Here is an 18,222-nt window from a genome sequence, read left to right as displayed (position 1 = left end):
ATATTCATGAACGCTACCGAACCACTAGCCGGCACGCCGGTCGGGGCGCGCTCGTCCAAAGCCGCGGCCGTACTGCGCGTGACGAGCGGCAACTTTCTCGAACAGTTCGACTTCTTCTGTTCGGCTTCTACGCGACGTCGATCTCGAAGATATTCTTCCCGGCGTCGAGCGAGTTCGCGTCGCTGATGCTGACCTTCGCCGTGTTCGGCGCGGGCTTTCTGATGCGTCCGTTGGGCGCGATCTTTCTCGGCGCCTATATCGACAAGGTAGGGCGGCGCACCGGCCTGATCGTCACGCTGTCGATCATGGCGAGCGGCACGATCCTGATCGCGTGCGTGCCCGGTTACGCGACCATCGGCCTGCTCGCGCCCGCGCTCGTTCTGCTCGGGCGGCTGTTGCAGGGCTTCTCGGCGGGCGCGGAACTGGGCGGCGTGTCGGTGTATCTCGCGGAAATGGCCACGCCCGGCGCACGGGGCTTCTACACGAGCTGGCAGTCGGCCAGCCAGCAGGTCGCGATCGTGATGGCGGCAGCGCTCGGCTACGGATTGAATCACTGGATGAGCGCGCAGCAGATCGGCGCGTGGGGCTGGCGCATTCCGTTTTTCATCGGCTGCGCGATCGTACCGTTCCTGTTCCTCCTGCGCCGTTCGCTGCAGGAAACCGCCGCGTTCGAGGCGCGCCGCCATCATCCGCAGACGCGCGAGATCTTCGCGATGCTGCTCAGCAACTGGCGCACGGTGATCGCCGGCATGCTGCTCACCGCGATGACGACGACCACGTTCTATCTGATCACCGTCTACACGCCGACCTTCGGTAAGTCCGTTCTCAAACTGTCGACGTCGGATAGCCTGATGGTGACGTTGCTGGTGGGCGTGTCGAACTTCATCTGGCTTCCGATCGGCGGCGCGCTGTCCGATCGGATCGGCCGCAAGCCGATTCTGCTCGCCATTGCCGTGCTGGCGATTTTCACCGCGTATCCGGCATTGTCGTGGCTCGCCGCGGCGCCGAGTTTCGGCCGCATGCTGAGCGTGCTGCTGTGGTTCTCGTTCTTCTTCGGCATGTATAACGGCGCGATGGTCGCCGCGCTTACCGAGGTGATGCCGGCGGAGGTGCGCGTCGCGGGTTTTTCGCTGGCGTTCAGTCTCGCGACGGCGCTGTTCGGCGGCTTCACGCCGGCCGTGTCGACCTTCCTGATCGAAACCACGCACGACAAGGCCGCGCCCGGCTACTGGCTCAGTTTCGCCGCGCTGTGCGGGCTTGGCGCGACGCTTGGACTCTATCGGCGGCGCGCGGGGCGGGCGGCTTCGACGGCGCAACGCTTTTAGCGTGTTGCCGTTGACGCGCCGAGCTGGATGGAGAGGGTGCCGCCATGCCTGGCGGCGCGCTCTCGTGCAGATGATATGAGGCCCGCCGAGTTTCCTCGGCGGGCCCCGATGCGCATGAAACTACAAGGTCAGTCGAGAATCAGAACGCGGTGCGAAGGCCAACTCGTGCAATGGCCTGCGACGCCGTGCTGGACGATCCGTTGGGACCCATGATGCCGTTGATGGCAGCGTGCGAACCTGCGCTCGCCTTCTGATAAACGCCCTCCGCATAGACCATGCTCCGCTTGGAGAGCGAATAGTTCAGCGTTGCGCCGAGCTGATGCGCGTGGTTGTTGTCGAGTTCCTCGTTACCCTTCAGGTACATATAGTTCCCGCCGAAGGACCATGCGGGAGTAATCTGCCAACTGGCGCCGACTTGCGCGGCATAGGCCGCGGCGCCGTTGAACGAGTTGCGCACGGTCGTGAAGTCCGCGACCGTGTAGACGGGTCCGATTACATAGTGCGCGCCGACACCCCAGTTCGTGATCGGAATTTGCGGCGAGCCGGTGCTGGAGCCGGGATATTTCGCTTTGGTGTAGGCGGCCCCGACTCCGAACGGACCGGCACCGTAATTCAGCCCGAAGCTCATGGTCGAATTCGACCCGAACGAACCAGCCACTCCGCCGAGCGAATACAACGCCCCAGCGGACAAGCCCGCAAACACCGGTGATTGATACTTGATCGAATTGGCCGCCGGGATGCCGCTCGTGCGGCTCCAGTCGAACCAGCCGGTCGGGTTTTGCGGAATATTCAGTTTCTGGAACGGGCCTGCCGCGAAGTTGTACAAGCCGCCAGTGAACACGGCGGGAGCATTGCCTGCCTCGGACAGCGACGTCGTCATGAAATCTAAGACATTGCCGAAAGTCAGCTTGCCGAAGGTAGAACTATCCAGACCGACGTAAGCGTTTCGCCCGAAGATGCCCGGCTGCACCGTCGCGCCCGTACCGAGCTGAAACTGGTTCTCCAGCTTGAAAATGACCTTGTTTCCGGCGCCGATATCTTCGGCGCCCTGCAAGCCGAACAGGTTCGGCGTATAGATGCCGTCGTCAAACTTCGTGACCGAATGCCCGCCCTGGTTCGTCACATAGGACACGCCGCCGTCTATCAGGCCGTACAGCGTGACGTTGCTCTGCGCGAACGCGTATCCGGCAGGCAGAAATCCCAAAAGAATTGCAATGGAATGTTTTTTCATTCCAGTCTCCAGATAGTGTATTTGATCGATCTTTTTTGACAGCTTCAATGAGGCGGCTCATTCGCGCGCATCAAGCCTGGCGTGCCTGTTTCAAGTCGAGTGCGACGTCGACGATCATGTCTTCCTGACCGCCGACCATGCGGCGCTTGCCCAGTTCGACCAGAATGTCGACGGTCTTCAGGCCGTACTTGTTCGCGGCCACTTCCGAATGACGCAGGAAGCTCGAATACACGCCGGCATAACCGAGCGCGAGCGTTTCGCGGTCGACACGCACCGGGCGGTCCTGCAGCGGACGCACGATGTCGTCGGCGGCGTCCATCAGCGTGTAGAGATCGGTGCCGTGATTCCAGCCCATGCGCTCCGCCGCCGCGATGAACACTTCGAGCGGCGCGTTGCCCGCGCCCGCGCCCATTCCCGCGAGCGAGGCGTCGATCCGGTCGCAACCTTCTTCCACCGCGACGATCGAGTTCGCCACGCCCAGCGACAGGTTGTGGTGCGCGTGCATGCCCGTTTGCGTTTCGGGTTTCAGCACGGCCTTCACCGCGCGGAAGCGGTCGCGCACGTCGTTCATCGTCAGCGCGCCGCCCGAATCGACCACGTAAATGCAGGTCGCGCCGTAGCTTTCCATCTTCTTCGCTTCGACTGCCAGGTTCTCCGGCGTGGTCATGTGGCTCATCATCAGGAAGCCGACGGTGTCCATGCCGAGTTCGCGTGCGTATTCGATGTGCTGCTTCGAAATGTCCGCTTCGGTGCAGTGGGTCGCCACGCGCACCACGCGTGCGCCCGCGCGGTACGCAGCCTTCAGGTCGTGGATCGTGCCGATGCCGGGCAGCAGCAGCGTCGCGATCTTCGCGTGCGAGATCACGTCGGCCACCGCTTCGATCCATTCAAGGTCGCTATGCGCGCCGAAGCCGTAGTTGAAGCTCGACCCTTGCAGGCCATCGCCGTGCGCCACTTCAATCGAATCGACTTTCGCCTTGTCCAATGCGCGCGCGATGTCCTGCACGTTCTGGATCGAGTACTGGTGACGAATCGCGTGGCTGCCGTCGCGCAGCGTCACGTCGGAGATATAGAGTTTTTTGTCCATGCGGGAAGTCTCCTTAAGCCTCTGATGCCTGCACGAGCGCCTGCGCCATGCGCTCGGCGGTCGCGAGCGCGGCTGAAGTCATGATGTCGAGATTGCCGGCATAGGCAGGGAGGTAGTGCGCGGCGCCTTCCACTTCGAGAAACACCGAGGTCTTCAAACCGCTGAACATGCCGAGGCCCGGAATATTGAGCGGCGCGTTCGCCGGGATTACATCGAACTGCACCTTCTGCTTCAGGCGATAGCCGGGCACGTACGCGTGAACCTTCGCGACCATCTCCTCGATCGACTGCTCGAGCTTGTCGAGGTCGGCCATCTCCGACAGCGTATAGACGGTGTCGCGCATCATCACCGGCGGTTCGGCCGGATTGAGCACGATGATCGCCTTGCCTTTCGCCGCGCCGCCGACTACTTCGATCGCCTTCGAGGTCGTCTCGGTGAATTCGTCGATATTCGCGCGCGTGCCGGGACCGGCCGACTTGCTGCTGATCGACGCGACGATCTCCGCGTAGTGGACCTTGGCGACGCGCGACACGGCCGCGACCATCGGAATGGTCGCCTGACCACCGCACGTCACCATGTTCACGTTGGGCGCGTCGATATGCGCGTCGAGATTGACGACCGGCACGCAGTACGGCCCGATTGCGGCCGGCGTCAGGTCGATCAGGCGAATGCCAGGCTTGCGAGCACGCAGGAACGCATCGTTCTTCACGTGCGCGCCGGCCGAAGTCGCGTCGAACACGAAATCGATGTCTTCGAACACCGGCAGACGCGTCAGACCTTCGACACCTTCATGCGTGGTCGCGACGCCAAGCCGCGCGGCGCGCGCGAGACCGTCGGAGTTCGGATCGATGCCGACCATCGCCGCCATCTCCAGATGCCGGCCGTTGCGCATGATCTTGATCATCAGATCCGTGCCGATGTTGCCGGAGCCGATGATCGCGACTTTCAGCTTTTCGGAAGTCATATTGCGTCCTGATTCAAGCGGTAAACGTCGCACGCACGCTGCCGAGGCCTTCGATCTGCGCGCGGTAAGTGCCCGGCTCCTTGACGGCGGCCATCGGGCCGAGCGCGCCGGTCAGCACGACGTCGCCGGCGCGCAGCGGCGTGCCCAACTGGACCATGCGATCCGCGAGCCACACGGCGGCGTTCAGCGGATTGCCGAGACACGCCGCGCCGCTGCCGCGCGAGAGCACTTCGCCGTCGCGCGACAGCGTCATCGCGCACGCGGTGAGGTCGATCCGCGACAGCGGCACCGGCCGGCTGCCGAGCACGAACAGCGCGCTCGACGCGTTGTCCGCCACCGTATCGACGAAGCGGATGTCCCAGTTCTCGATGCGGCTGTCCACGACCTCGATCGCGGCCAATGCGTACGCACTGGCGCGCAGGATGTCCACGAACGTGTGCTTGTCGTGCGTGAGGTCGTGTTCGAGCACCAGCGCGATTTCGGCTTCGACCTTCGGCTGGATCAGCTTCGACAGCGGCATCGGTTCACTGTCGCCGTAGGCCATGCCGGCGAACAGCGCGCCGAAGTCCGGCTGATCGACGCCAAGCTGCTTCTGCACGGCGAGCGACGTCAGACCGATCTTGCGGCCGACGATGCGCTCGCCGTTCGCGACGCGCAGATCGACGTTCGCCTGCTGCACTGCGTAAGCGGTAGCGATGTCGTCGACGGGGATATCTCCGCGTACGGGCGAGATGGTCTGGCGCGACGCTTCAGCGTTGCGCAGACGCGAGGCCAGCGCATTGACGACGTTGGCATCATGCATGTTCATGTTTCTCCCTGGGTTGAGGCGTGTCGGGATACGGGTAGGCGGCATTCGTCGCCTACCCGTTCGTCGACCGATGTCACTTAGTGCGGCGTGTCAGGCAGGAACCGCAAGACCGCTGACGTCGGCGCAGGCGACGAAACGATCGGGTCGCAGCGCGACTGCGCGCGCACCGTACTTGCGCAACCATGGGCGCAGTACGCCGTCGAGGTCGACGAATTCGTCGCAGCCCTTGGTGTGCTGATCCTGCTGGCGCAAAGCGATGTAGCGGGCGCCGAGCTGGTCCCACGCCGCTTTTTCAGCGGGCGAGAGCAGCGTGGCGGGATCGACGTCGTCGCCGAGCAGCACGAAGCCGTCGCCGAGCAGGTCGTCCAGCCGTGCCATCACCCCGCGGTTATCGCCGACGACGGGTTGCGGCACCATGCGGCCCACGATGCTGTCGTTGGCGAGCGGACCGCGCAGCCAGCCGGCTTCCAGCACCGGCGGCGCGATGAGCGGCTGCTCCGGCGCGTCGGGCGGAGGCGGTGCGTTGAGCGCGGCCTGCTCTTCTTCGGAGAGTTCCTGCTTGATGATGCGGCCGAGTTGCACGGCAAGGCCGGTATAGAACGCCGCATTGGGCCGGCGTTCCGTTTCGTAGGTGTCGAGGAATTGCTCGGGCAGCATGCCCTTGAGCACACCAGCGAGCTTCCAGCCCAGATCGAACGCGTCGCGCATGCCGGTTTGCATGCCCGCGCCAGCCCATGGCGGCATCAGATGCGCCGCGTCGCCCGCGAGGAACACGCGCCCGACACGCCACTTGTCGGCCATCCGCGTATGGTGGCGATAGAACGCATACTGGTGGATTTCGACGTCGTCCTCGGTGACGCCGAGTGCTTTCAGCAGCGGCCAGACTTCTTCGTTCGTCGCGAAGTCCGCTTCCGACTCGGTAGGCTTCAGCGGCAGTTCCCAGCGATGGTTGCCGCCAGACAGCGCGATGTCCACCACCGGCCGTTCCTTGTCGGACCAGAACGTCAGCAGGTTGCGGTCCGGCCACCAGCGCTTGACGCGGCAGTCGATCACGATCCACTGCACGTCGAGCGTATCGCCGAGCAGCTTGACGCCGAGCTTGCCGCGCATGGCGCTGCTGCCGCCGTCGCAGCCGATCACGTAGCGCACGCGGGTCTGTTTCGTTTCGCCCGTCGAGAGGTCCTTTGCGGTTACCGTGACGCCGGTTTCATCCTGCTCCAGCGATACGACTTCGAAGCCGTAGTGGACGTCGATGTACTCGGCGTGCTTCGCCGCGCATTCGCGCAGCGTCGACTCCATCGTCGGCTGATAGATGTTGAAAAAGCGCGGCTTGATGCCGAGCGTCGAAGGCGGGTGCTCGATACGCAAGATCTCGGTGCCGTCATAGCGCATCCAGCGCAGCGCGCGTTGTGGATCGATCTGCTTCAGCACCGGTTCGTCGACGCCGAGGTTCTGGAAGATGCGCATCGTCCAGTCGTTGACGGTGACGGCGCGCGCACGCTGGTAAATGTCTTTGTGTTGCTCGAACGCGATGGTGGAAATGCCGTGTTTCGCGAGGGTCAGCGCGGCGATCACGCCGGTCGGTCCATAGCCGACGATGGCAACCTCGGCGTCGTACTCATTGGTCATATCTTGTCTCCACTAGATATTCTGGATGTTCACGGTGGCAGCGGGATGCGCGTGTTCGCAGCACAAGGGCCCGCGATGACGGCGACCGCCGTCCGTCGCCCGCTTTTTAGTTATTCAGGAAGTCGATGACGAGGCGGTTGAATTCGTCGGCGTGTTCCCACTGAGCCCAGTGGCCGCACTGCGGCAGGATATGGAGTCGCGCATCCTGCAAGGTATTGATCATGCGTAGGCCGTGATCGAGAGGCACGAAGCGGTCGTCGCGGCCCCACGTGATCAGCGTCTTGTGAGCGATTTGCGGAAAGCGTGCGGACAGGTCCCATGTCGTCACGGGGCAAAGCTTCGAACTCGCAATGAAGTTCTTCAGGTGATTCAGGTTCGACTCGATGTTGTTCCAGCGTCCGCGGCGCAACTCCTCGGTGATTGCGCCAGGCCAGTACACGAACACTTCGAGCATGGCCTCGAAGTTCTCATAGGTGGGTTCCGCATAGAGCTTGAACATGCGTTTGATGCCTTCGCCCGGCTGAGGCTGGAGGATGCTCGGACCCTGAGCGCCCGGTCCCATCAACACCATGCGATCGAGGCGTTCCGGATACTCCAGCGCGAAGCTCAATGCCGAGGCACCGCCCATCGAGTTGCCGACGAGATGCACGTTGGCGATGCCGAGCGCGTCGAGCACCCCTTTGGTCGCGCGCGCGTTCAGCAGGTTGCGCGGCACGTCGCTGACGATCTCGCCTGATTTGTTGAAGCCGGGGCTGTCGATGAGCAGCACTCGAAACCCCGCGTTCACCAGCGCGTCGACATTGCGGTAGTAGTTGCTCCAGCCGCTCGCGCCGGGCCCGCCGCCGTGCAGCATGGCGACGGCCGGGCCGTGGCCGGCGTCGTTGAAATGGATGGTGAAGTTCTCGAGACCAGGTTCGTTGATCGTCACGAACTTGCTGGTGCTGGCTTCGGTCAAGGTCATACTGTGGCTCCAGGAATTTGGTCTTGCAGTCAAGCTAGGTGATGAGTCGGGATTCAATGCGCGTTGGGGGCGGGCGCGCCGGGCGGCGGATTCAGTTTGTGTCCCCAGTCGCTGAGTTCGGAGTAGCGCTTGATTTCCCATGTGTCGTCGTCCACCACGATGCCGCCCGCGCCGAATTCGATCGCGAAACCGGACGGCGAGATCATGTAGAACGAGAACATCTGGTCGTTGGGGTGATGGCCCAGTTCCATCAGGATCGGCACGCCGGCCTGCTTGCAGCGGTCGTAGGCGAGGCCGACGTCGTTCGCGTCGGTGCACTCGACCATGATGTGGTGGATACGTTTGGGGACCGGGAACGGAACGTCCGCGACCGCCATCGAGTGATGACGTCCGCTGCGAGCGTGAAAGAACGTCACGTCGAGGTTCACGCCCGGCGCGGCTTCACCGGTGATGGAGTCGCTGAGCTTCAGTCCGAGCACGTCCTGGCAAAACGCCTTGGCGCGCGCACTCTGCTTCGGTACGGTTACGAAGTGGCCAGCACCCAGGCGTCCGGTGCTGAATGCTCCGCGCAGTACCGAGGAGCGGAACGCGTCGCGTGTGTGAGCGCGGTACGCGCAGCTATAGAACTCGTGGCTGATGCCGTCGGGATCGTGGCATACGAACAGGCGGGCTACGCGGCGCTGTTCGGCGATTTCGCGATCCGCCTCGACGATTCCGGCTCCGCGGGCACGCGCCTGATCGACGAACGCATCGAGCTGCGCATCAGTTTCGAATTCCCAGCCGGCGGCGAGGAAGTCGTCGAGCTCGCTCTTGACCAACAGGAAGCGCTGCTCGTAATCATCCATACGCAGGCCGAGCGATTCGCCGGCGACGCGCCTACCCACCTGCAAACCCAGTACGTTGACGGCGAACCCCTCCCATGCTGCCAGGTCGCTTACGCCAAGGACCATATACCCCAGTGTCGACACGCTGTGCATAGCTCTCCCTATGTTCAAGTTCTGATGACGGGCCATTGGCCCGGAAATGTTGCGAAGCACTCTGCGGTGCGTGCCCGTGTCTCGATCGGGCGATGAGGAGCAACGCCCAATCCGGACGATGGTCTGGCTCATTCCCACAGTTGGAATTAGTGTACCGATCGGTCCAATCGCAGACAGCCAGGGCAAACCAGTAATGAACCGATCGGTCCAATACGGGAGAAAAGGGGGCGAAGCGGTATACTTTTGGGATGGAAAACACACAGCAAATTGGCAATCGACGCGGCCAGCGATCGCGCCAGGAAATTCTCGACGCGGCTGCCCGCGTGATGTCGGCCTATGGCTACACCGGCACGTCGATGTCGGCGCTGGTCGAAGCAACCGGAATCCCGAAGAGCGCGATTTATCATCATTTCGGCTCCAAGGCCGGGCTGTTGGCGGAGGTGATGGCCCAAGGCGCGCGGGGCTTCTTCGCCGCGATGCGCGAAGCTCACCAGAATCCGCCCGAAGGCGGCACGTCGCGCGAGCGTCTGGGCTGGTATCTGAAGAAGACGGGGGAGGTGTTTCAGCACCGCGAGAACTTCCTGCGCCTGTTGGTCGTCATGGTGATGAGCAACGAGGCCGCGGAGCCGGAGGCGATTCAGACGGTGGTCGAGGTACGCAACGAAGGCCGCGACTATATGCGGGAAATGATCCGCAGCGCGTTCAGCGCTGAAGGCGATGCCGCCGCGTCAGCGGTCGCCGATGAACTGGCGTATTTCGGCATGCTCGGTTTCGACGGCGCTTTCGTCTCCTTTCAATCTGGCGACAACAGATCGATGGAAACACACATGACGCAACTCACCGATGCGCTGATTGCGCTAGGCGAAGCGCGTGCCGCGTCGTTCCGGGAAGCGACACGGGCAGCGGGGCGCAAGCGCGAGGCTAAACCGGCGAAGGCCTCTGGCAGGCTGGCGGAGAAACGGCCGAAAAGCAAAGCGGTGCAAAAAGGCGGCATCGCTGGCTGACTCGGCCTCGGGGCGTTGGTGTACGGGACGTTGAACGCGTGGAGCGGCGTTGCGCGGACCCCGCGCGCAGCGCCCATCATCGATGCTTACAGGTTCGCGCCCCGCAGATCGACGACGCGTTTCGCTTTGCCGGTACCGGTCATTGGAATGTGTCCGGCAAGCGCGACCGAGACCGTCGTCGACACGCCGACCATCGTCTTGATGCGATGCTGCAGTTCGCGCGCGAGCGCTGTGCGATCGTGGTCGCTCAACGACTCGCCGACTTCCGGCCGCGCTTCGACGCATACCGCCAGAGAATCCAGATGCCCATCGCGTTTGACCGTCAATTGATATTGCGCGCTCAGCTTGGGCATCGCGAGAATCAGCTCTTCGATCTGGCTCGGGAACACGTTGACGCCTCGAATGATCAGCATGTCGTCCGAGCGTCCGGTGATCTTCGCGAGCCGGCGCATCGCGCGGGAAGTCGGCGGCAACAGCGAGGTCAGATCGCGCGTGCGATAGCGGATGACCGGCATGGCTTCCTTCGTCAGCGAAGTAAACACGAGTTCGCCTTCGCTTCCATCCGGCAGCACCTCGCCGGTCACGGGATCGATGATCTCCGGGTAGAAGTGGTCTTCCCAGATCACCGGGCCGTCTTTGCTTTCGATGCACTCCGCCGCGACGCCGGGGCCCATCACTTCGGAAAGGCCGTAGATGTCGACCGCGTCGATGCCCGCCCGCGTTTCGATTTCACTGCGCATGGCCTGGGTCCAGGGCTCGCCGCCGAAGACACCGACCTTCAGCGACGATTCGGCCGGATTCATCCCTTGCCGCGTCATTTCGTCGATGAGATTGAGCATGTAGGACGGCGTGACGAGAATGATCGACGGTTCGAAGTCACGGATCAGCTGAACCTGCTTTTCCGTCTGGCCGCCGGACATCGGCACCACCATGCAGCCGAGGCGCTCCGCGCCGTAGTGAATGCCCAGCCCGCCCGTGAACAGGCCATAGCCGAACGCGTTGTGCAGCGTGTCGCCGCGACGGCCGCCGGCAGCGCGGATCGAACGCGCGACGATGTCGGCCCAGGTATCGATGTCGCGTGCCGTGTAGCCCACGACCGTCGGCTTGCCCGTGGTCCCGCTCGATGCATGCACACGCACCACCTGGTCGCGCGGCACCGCGAAGAGACCGAACGGATAGTTATCGCGCAGGTCCTTCTTCGTCATGGTCGGAAACTTTGCCAGATCGGAGAGTTCCTTCAGATCGTCCGGATGCACGCCAGCGGCATCGAACGCCTTGCGGTAATGCGCCACGTTGTCGTAGGCATGGCGGACGGACCATTTGAGGCGCGTCAGTTGCAGAGCCTGCAGCTCGTCGCGGCTGGCGCGTTCGATCGATTCGAGTTCGTCGGATTGGGGGATGCGTCGGACCATGGGAGTCTCCGGAATACTGGAATTGGGTTGATTCGAGTCAGGCTGCGCTGTCGATGGCAGGGCGGGCGTGCCATGACGCACGCGACCACGACAGTGCGGCTAGTAGCGGTGAAACGCGGTACCGGTCTTCACCGTAATGGGTGCAGAGATTGCTCAGCACCGTAGAGAACACAGCGACGCCCGCGTTATCCGCCCACTGCAGCGGGCCCAACGGATAGTTGACGCCTTTTTCCATCGCCAGGTCGAGATCCGCGGCCGTGCACACGCCCTGGTTGACTGCATCGGCCGCTTCATTCACGAGCATCGCGACGGTCCGCATCACGATCATGCCGGCCACATCGGCCATCGGCACGACCGCGTAGCCCGCCGCCTGCATCGCGCCGACGACAGCCGCATAGGCCGAATCGCTGCATTGCCGCGCACGGGTGAGCGCGACCGTGCTGCAGCCGGCGTAGTCGAGCGCGAGATCGACGAGCACCACGTTGTCGTGATTCGTGTCGTGAGCGCATTGAGTCGCGGTGCGCCCGTCGGTCAGTCGCAGCAGCGCGTCGTCGATCTGGGCGACCACACCGTCGACGCGTTCCGTTTCGGGCATCGTCGCTGTAACGAGCCCGGCAGCCAGCAGCCTTTGTTGAAGCCGCGCGATCACGCCGGACTGCGGGAACAGTTTGACGATCCGCGGAGAATCCGTGGGCGGCGCGAGCCGCGGGCTCGGGCGGGTCGCGTTCGGACCATATTCGTAGAAGCCACGTCCCGATTTGCGGCCCAGAAAACCCGCGTTGACCAGTTCCTGCTGGATCAACGATGGCGTGAAGCGCGGATCGTTGAAATACGCGCGAAACACCGATTCGGTGACCGCGAAATTGACGTCGTGTCCGATCAAGTCCATCAGTTCGAACGGTCCCATCCGGAAGCCGCCTGCCTCGCGGATCACCTCATCGATCGACTCCGCACTCGCTGCCTGCTCGTTCAGAAGCCGCAGACCTTCGGCGTAAAACGGACGGGCCACGCGGTTCACGATGAAGCCGGGCGTCGAGCGCGCGTAGACAGGTGTCTTGCCCCACGCGGCGGCCGTCTCGTACACGCAGCTCGCGACGTCCGCCGATGTGGCGAGGCCACTGACCACTTCGACCAGCGCCATCACGGGCGCGGGATTGAAGAAGTGCATGCCCACGAGGCGCGAAGCGATCTTCAGCGTCGCACCAATCGCCGTGACCGAAATCGACGAAGTGTTGGTCGCGAGAATGCAGGCGTCGTCCACGTGCTCTTCGAGCTCGGCAAAAATCTTGCGCTTCACTTCCAGCCGTTCGGCGACGGCCTCGATGACGAGCCCCGCATCGCGCATCGCGGCGAGCTGATCGACCGCAAACAGCCTTCCGTTCGCTTGAGCGGCAGCTGTCGCGTCGAGGCGGCCCTTGTCGACGAGCCTCGCGAGATTCGCGGCGATGCCCTTAATGGCCTTGGCGACCGTAGCGGCATCGAGATCGAACAGCGCGACCCGGTGTCCGGCGAGCGCGGCCACCTGGGCGATGCCCGCACCCATCGCGCCCGCGCCGACGATGCCGACGATCGTGGAAGTCTTCAATGCGTTCGACATGCTAGTGGCTCCGCTCAAACGCGCTCGATTGCAATCGCGATGCCCTGGCCAACGCCGATGCACATCGTGCAAAGCGCGAAGCGTGCATTGCGGCGTTCGAGTTCGTAGGTCGCCGTGGTGACCAGCCGGGCACCCGAAGCGCCGAGCGGATGGCCCAACGCGATCGCACCGCCGTTCGGATTGACGCGGGGATCGTCTTGCGCGACGCCGAGCCGGCGCAGCACCGCGATACCCTGCGACGCGAACGCTTCGTTCAGTTCGATCACGTCGAACTGGTCGAGCGTCATGCCGAGGCGCGCAAGCAGCTTCTCGGTTGCCGGTGCGGGTCCGATGCCCATGATGCGCGGCTCGACGCCCGCCGTAGCCATACCGAGGATGCGGGCGCGCGGCGTCAGATGATTGCGCTTCGCTGCCTCTTCACCTGCGATGAGCAGCGCGCAAGCGCCGTCGTTGACACCCGAAGCGTTCCCCGCCGTCACCGTTCCGTTGGGGCGCACCACGCCTTTGAGTTTTGCCAGCGCCTCGAGCGACGTCTCACGCGGATGTTCGTCGCGATCGACCACGAGGGGCTCGCCCTTCTTTTGGGGAATGCGCACTGCGGTGATTTCCTGAGCCAGCGTGCCGTCGGCCTGAGCGCGTGCAGCGCGTTGCTGGCTGAGCAGCGCAAAGCGGTCTTGCGAGTCGCGGTCCACGCCGAAGTCGTCGGCCACGTTCTCCGCGGTTTCGGGCATCGAGTCGACGCCGTACTGGCTGCGCATCAGCGAATTGACGAAGCGCCAGCCGATCGTCGTGTCATGGATTTCGGCCGAGCGCGAGAACGCCGTCGCCGACTTGCCGACCACGAAAGGTGCGCGCGTCATGCTTTCGACGCCGCCCGCAATGTAAAGATCGCCATCGCCCGCGCGGATCGCGCGCGCGGCGCTGCCCACCGCGTCCATCCCCGAGCCGCACAGGCGGTTGATCGTGGAGCCGGGGACGTCGATCGGCAAGCCCGCGAGCAAGGCGGACATGCGTGCGACGTTGCGATTGTCCTCGCCGGCCTGGTTCGCGCATCCGTAGAGGACGTCGGCGACCTGCTGCCAGTCCACCGACGGATTGCGCTGCATCAGCGCGTGAATCGGCACGGCGCCGAGGTCGTCCGCGCGAACGTCCTTCAGTACGCCTGCATAACGTCCGAACGGAGTGCGAATGGCATCACAGATAAAGGCTTCGGTCATGGTGTTTTCCGGTAGAGATATTGAACGATTCAGGCTTTGCATCCGCAACAGGGTTGCGCGGTGCGATCAGACATGGGCGGGTTCGCTCGGCGGCACGTGGCGCCGGACCTGGACCACGCGGAACCGGTTGGCGACGAAAGCCGCGTCGGTGAGTGATGCGTTGGCAGCCGGATTGCCGCCGGTGCCATGAAAATCGGAGAAGGCCGCGGACTGGTTCACGAACACGCCGCCCGTCAGATTCACGGAAAGCGCAACGCCACCGCGCAGTGCCGCCTCGTAGGTGGCGTCGACCACTTCTTCACTGGTGCTGTAGACCGACAATGTCAGTGCGCCGCGGGTCCTGGCAATCCGGCCCGCGAGTTCGACCGACTGGGCGGTCGAGTCCGTCGCGACGACGAACGCTATCGGGCCGAACCATTCCGCCGCGAACGTGGCTTCGTCTTTGCGGGCGTCCAGGCGCGCAAGCAGCGGCGTGCGCACTTCGGCATCCGGCCACTCGGAGTGGGCGAGGGTGCGGCTGTCGAGCAGCAAGGTGCCGACTTTGCGCGCGCGCTCGATGCGCGTCAGCACACCGGCGTTCTGGATCGCTCCGGTCACTTCGACTGCCTTGGCGGCATCCGCTGTCAGCTTGTTGACCGACTCGACGAGCGCTGCCGCAACGGCGTCGAACGACATGACGCCGTGCGCCGTCTTGATGCCGTCGCGCGGCACGTAGATGTTCTGGGGCGCGGTGCACATCTGCCCCGAGTACAGCGCGAGCGAGAACGCGATGTTGCGAACGGCGGGCCCGATGTCGTCCACCGAATCGATGATGATCTGGTTGACCCCGGCCTTTTCCGTATAGACGGAGGCTTGCCGCGCATGATGTTCGAGCCAATAGCCGTTGGCCGAACTGCCGGTAAAGTCGATCAGACGAACTTCCGGACGGGTAGCCAGCGCCTGAACGGTCAGTCCATCGTCGGGGTCGGTGGCGAAGAGCGTGACGACGTTCGGATCGAAGCCGGCTTCGGCGAGCACTTCGCGTGCTATCCGGACCGTGATCGCAAGCGGCAGGATCGCAGCGGGATGAGGCTTGACGACCACGGCGTTGCCGGTGGCGAGACTGGCGAACAGCCCCGGGTAGCTATTCCACGTCGGAAAGGTGCAGCAGCCGATCACGAGGCCGATGCCGCGCGGCACGACCGTATAGTGCTTTGCCATCATCAGCGGCGGGTTCTTGCCTTGCGGCTTCTCCCAGTACGCTTCATCGGGAATACGGCGCAGTTCGTTCCACGCGTAGGCGATCGCTTCCAGCGCGCGGTCCTGCGCATGCGGCCCACCCGCCTGGAAGGCCATCATGAACGCCTGCCCGGTGGTATGCATCACGCTGTGCGCGATCTCGAAGCTTGCCTTGTTGAGTCGCGCGAGGATCTCGAGGCTGACCCCGATCCACGCCTTCGGTTCTGCCTTTCGCCATTCGGCTTGTGCCGTTTCGACAGCGGCGAACAGGGTGTCGGCGTCGGGCTTCGGATACCGCACGTTCAACTGCAAGCCAAACGGCGATTTTTCCTTGCCGGCCGTGCCGTTGTTGCTCGGCTGGTCGAGTTCGAAGTGCTGACCGAGATGACGTCTGAAGGCGGCTTCGCCGTCGGCCGCCGCGGTTTCGCCGTATGCCCTGGGACTCGGCATTTCGCTGAACGGACTCCAGTAGCCGCGAGTGTGGATCGCGGCCACCGCTTCGTTGAGAATCTTCTGGTGCTTACTGAAAAGTGAATGAGACATGAGATGGAACTCTGATCGAAAACAGGGGTGTCACGCGCTTGCGCTTATCGTTCGTCGTAACTGACGACGACCTTGTCGCTCACCGGATGACACTGACACGTCAGCACGAACCCGTCGCGGACCTCGTGTTCTTCGAGCGTGTAGTTCTTTTCCATCTTCACTTCGCCCTCGAGCACCTTCGCGCGACACGTGCAGCACACACCGCCCTTGCACGCATACGGCAGCGCGAGACCGGCGCGCAGCCCGACGTCGAGCACGCTTACGCCCTGGTACGGCAGGCGCAGTTTGCGCCGCTTGCCGTCGAGCACGATCTCGAGGTCGGCCGCGGGCGTGTCCGCGGTGATCTCGACGGGCGGCACACCCGCCTGCGGCAGCGGCGTGCCGAAGCGCTCGACGTGCACCTTCGCGGGTGGCACGCCGGCAGCCTTGAGCGCCGCCTCGGCCGCATCCATCATCGGCGCGGGGCCGCAGATGAAGGCCTCGTCGATCGCGTCGGCCGGCAGCAGCTGTTCGAGGAACGCTGCGCACTTCTGCTGGTCGAGCACGCCGTTGAACAGCTCGACGTCCTGCAGGTCGTCCGACAGCACGTGATACAGCACGAAGCGGTTCATGAAGCGGTTCTTCAGATCCTCGAGCTCCTCGGCGAACATGATCTGGTCGACGCTGCGGTTGCCGTACACCAGCGTGAACGTGCTGCGCGGCTCGACTTCGAGCGTCGTCTTGATGATCGCGAGCACCGGCGTGATGCCCGAGCCGCCCGAGAACGCGAGGTACTGCTGGCCCTGTTCGGCGTTCAGGTGCGTGAAGAAGCGCCCGTCCGGGGTCATCACGTCGATCGTGTGGCCGGGCTGCAGCGTGTCGAACGCGAAGTTCGAGAAACGCCCGCCGCGCACGCGCTTGATGCCGATGCGCAACTCGCCGTCGCGGTCGTAGTCGGTGACACCCACGCAGATCGAATACGAGCGGCGCGTTTCCTCACCGTCGATATGCGTCTTCAGCGTGACGAACTGGCCCTGCGTGAAGCGATACTGGTCGCGCAGTTCGGGCGGGACTTCGAAGGCGACCGACACCGCATCGGCGGTTTCGGGACGTACTTCGCGGATACGCAGCGGATGGAATTGCGGGGTGGCCATATCAGTACGGTTTGAAGTAGTCGAAGGGTTCGCGGCAGTCGAGGCAGCGATACAGCGCCTTGCAGGCGGTCGAGCCGAACTGCGCGAGTCGCTCGGTGTGTGCCGAGCCGCAGCGCGGGCAGGCCGGTGCGGGCAGCGCGCGTGGCACGAAGCGCAGCACTTTTTCCTGTGGCGCAGACGTCGCGGCTGAACCGCAGTTGCCGGTGGGCGGCGCGATGCCGTAGACGCGCAGTTTTTCGCGCGCTTCGGCGGTGATCCAGTCGGTGGTCCACGCCGGTGCGAGCACGGTGGCCACGCGGTACGGCGTCAGTTGCGCGGCCTCGAGCGCACGGCCGATGTCCCCGGCAATCTGCGACATCGCCGGGCAGCCCGAGTAGGTCGGCGTGATCACGACTTCGAGCGCGCCGTCCGCCGCGCGTCGCACGTCGCGCAGGATGCCGAGCTCGCGGATCGAGACCACCGGGATCTCCGGGTCCGGTACCGCTTCGAGCACGCTCCACGCGCGGGTGAGCGCGGGATCGGTGGCGGCGGTCGTGGCGGGGGTGTTCACGGGCTGCGGGGCGGTCGAGGTCGTCATCGCGGGCTCACCAGCTCGCGCCCGGATGCTGGCGCGCAAGGCTCTGCATCTCGGCGAGCACGAAGCCCATATGCTCCGAATGCTCGCCGTGCTTGCCGGTGCTCACGTGCCGCAGCGCCGCGGGCAGCGTCAGCGTGGCGGCGTCGAGCGTGGCGCGCACGTCGTCGAGCCATGCGGCTTCCAGCGCCGAGGTGCGCGGGCCGATGCCCGCCGCGGCGATCGCGTCTTCCACCGCGTCCGCGCTGAAGAACTCGTACGTGTACGGCATCAGGTAGTCGAGCGCGGCCTGCGCGCGGCGGTGCGATTCGTCGGTGCCGTCGCCGAAGCGGATCAGCCACTCGCCCGCGTGATGCACGTGGTACTGCGTTTCCTTGATCGACTTCGCGGCGATCGCGGCGAGCTGTTCGTCGGCGGAGCCCGTCAGCGCGCCCCACAGATGCCTCATCAGCGTCGAATACAGGAAGTTGCGCACGATCGTGACCGCGTAGTCCTTCTGCGCCTGCGCGGTGCCGGCGAGCGGGCCGTAGTGCGGCAGCTCG

At 64.2% G+C, this 18,222-nt stretch carries 15 protein-coding genes and 1 pseudogene; 2 read left to right on the top strand and 14 right to left on the bottom strand.

Annotated elements, in window-relative coordinates; translation table 11 throughout:
• The first annotated feature begins 6 nt into the window (after positions 1-6).
• A pseudogene (locus ACLFKU_RS18230) lies at positions 7-1,325 on the top strand (MFS transporter).
• A 139-nt stretch (positions 1,326-1,464) separates the two neighbouring features.
• Here the strand turns inward: ACLFKU_RS18230 and ACLFKU_RS18225 are convergent.
• The 7 genes from ACLFKU_RS18225 to ACLFKU_RS18195 form a co-directional block, all read right to left on the bottom strand.
• Positions 1,465-2,556: a porin gene (locus tag ACLFKU_RS18225; RefSeq protein ID WP_368583820.1), complete on the bottom strand. Its 1,092-nt coding sequence runs from the start codon at positions 2,554-2,556 to the stop codon at positions 1,465-1,467.
• A 70-nt stretch (positions 2,557-2,626) separates the two neighbouring features.
• On the bottom strand, positions 2,627-3,643 hold the full coding sequence (gene dmpG, locus ACLFKU_RS18220) for a 4-hydroxy-2-oxovalerate aldolase (protein WP_410849985.1): 1,017 nt from the start codon (positions 3,641-3,643) through the stop codon (positions 2,627-2,629).
• 13 nt (positions 3,644-3,656) lie between these two features.
• The gene (locus ACLFKU_RS18215) at positions 3,657-4,607 is read right to left on the bottom strand and encodes an acetaldehyde dehydrogenase (acetylating) (RefSeq protein ID WP_410849984.1); all 951 of its coding nucleotides are present in this window, start codon (positions 4,605-4,607) and stop codon (positions 3,657-3,659) included.
• Between the two features lie 13 nt (positions 4,608-4,620).
• Complete coding sequence (gene mhpD, locus ACLFKU_RS18210) at positions 4,621-5,409, bottom strand: 2-keto-4-pentenoate hydratase (RefSeq protein WP_410850095.1); 789 nt, start codon at positions 5,407-5,409, stop codon at positions 4,621-4,623.
• Positions 5,410-5,505: 96 nt separating this feature from the next.
• Complete coding sequence (locus ACLFKU_RS18205; protein WP_410849983.1) at positions 5,506-7,044, bottom strand: bifunctional 3-(3-hydroxy-phenyl)propionate/3-hydroxycinnamic acid hydroxylase; 1,539 nt, start codon at positions 7,042-7,044, stop codon at positions 5,506-5,508.
• Positions 7,045-7,150: 106 nt separating this feature from the next.
• On the bottom strand, positions 7,151-8,005 hold the full coding sequence (bphD, locus tag ACLFKU_RS18200; protein ID WP_176111910.1) for a 2-hydroxy-6-oxo-6-phenylhexa-2,4-dienoate hydrolase: 855 nt from the start codon (positions 8,003-8,005) through the stop codon (positions 7,151-7,153).
• A gap of 53 nt (positions 8,006-8,058) precedes the next feature.
• A complete protein-coding gene (locus ACLFKU_RS18195; RefSeq protein WP_410849982.1) occupies positions 8,059-8,982 on the bottom strand; it encodes a VOC family protein in 924 nt (307 codons plus the stop codon).
• 326 nt (positions 8,983-9,308) lie between these two features.
• Here ACLFKU_RS18195 and ACLFKU_RS18190 point away from each other — a divergent pair, with 326 nt between their 5' ends.
• Positions 9,309-9,986, top strand: coding sequence for a TetR/AcrR family transcriptional regulator (locus tag ACLFKU_RS18190; protein ID WP_410849981.1), 678 nt, complete (start codon positions 9,309-9,311; stop codon positions 9,984-9,986).
• A gap of 86 nt (positions 9,987-10,072) precedes the next feature.
• On the opposite strand, the gene paaK is transcribed toward ACLFKU_RS18190, so the two are convergent.
• The 7 genes from paaK to paaC all read right to left on the bottom strand — a co-directional run.
• Entirely contained in the window at positions 10,073-11,398 is a 1,326-nt protein-coding gene (gene paaK / locus ACLFKU_RS18185) for a phenylacetate--CoA ligase PaaK (RefSeq protein ID WP_410849980.1), read from the bottom strand.
• A gap of 37 nt (positions 11,399-11,435) precedes the next feature.
• A complete protein-coding gene (gene paaH, locus ACLFKU_RS18180) occupies positions 11,436-12,995 on the bottom strand; it encodes a 3-hydroxyacyl-CoA dehydrogenase PaaH (protein WP_410849979.1) in 1,560 nt (519 codons plus the stop codon).
• Between the two features lie 14 nt (positions 12,996-13,009).
• On the bottom strand, positions 13,010-14,212 hold the full coding sequence (gene pcaF, locus ACLFKU_RS18175) for a 3-oxoadipyl-CoA thiolase (protein ID WP_368587744.1): 1,203 nt from the start codon (positions 14,210-14,212) through the stop codon (positions 13,010-13,012).
• A 66-nt stretch (positions 14,213-14,278) separates the two neighbouring features.
• Positions 14,279-15,973 carry a phenylacetic acid degradation protein PaaN gene (gene paaN / locus ACLFKU_RS18170; RefSeq protein WP_410849978.1) on the bottom strand — a complete coding sequence of 565 codons (1,695 nt, stop codon included), beginning with the start codon at positions 15,971-15,973 and terminating at the stop codon, positions 14,279-14,281.
• 44 nt (positions 15,974-16,017) lie between these two features.
• A complete protein-coding gene (gene paaE, locus ACLFKU_RS18165; RefSeq protein ID WP_013094343.1) occupies positions 16,018-17,106 on the bottom strand; it encodes a 1,2-phenylacetyl-CoA epoxidase subunit PaaE in 1,089 nt (362 codons plus the stop codon).
• Between the two features lies 1 nt (position 17,107).
• Complete coding sequence (paaD, locus tag ACLFKU_RS18160) at positions 17,108-17,683, bottom strand: 1,2-phenylacetyl-CoA epoxidase subunit PaaD (protein WP_410849977.1); 576 nt, start codon at positions 17,681-17,683, stop codon at positions 17,108-17,110.
• Positions 17,684-17,690: 7 nt separating this feature from the next.
• Positions 17,691-18,222: 1,2-phenylacetyl-CoA epoxidase subunit PaaC (gene paaC, locus ACLFKU_RS18155; RefSeq protein ID WP_410849976.1), on the bottom strand; the 532-nt coding region annotated here is incomplete at its 5' end.

It is taken from the genome of Paraburkholderia sp. EG304 (assembly GCF_046543485.1).
In the GTDB taxonomy this organism is placed as follows: domain Bacteria; phylum Pseudomonadota; class Gammaproteobacteria; order Burkholderiales; family Burkholderiaceae; genus Paraburkholderia; species Paraburkholderia youngii.
Note: the sequence above shows the minus strand (reverse complement) of the source record. Positions and strands in the feature narration are given on the sequence as shown.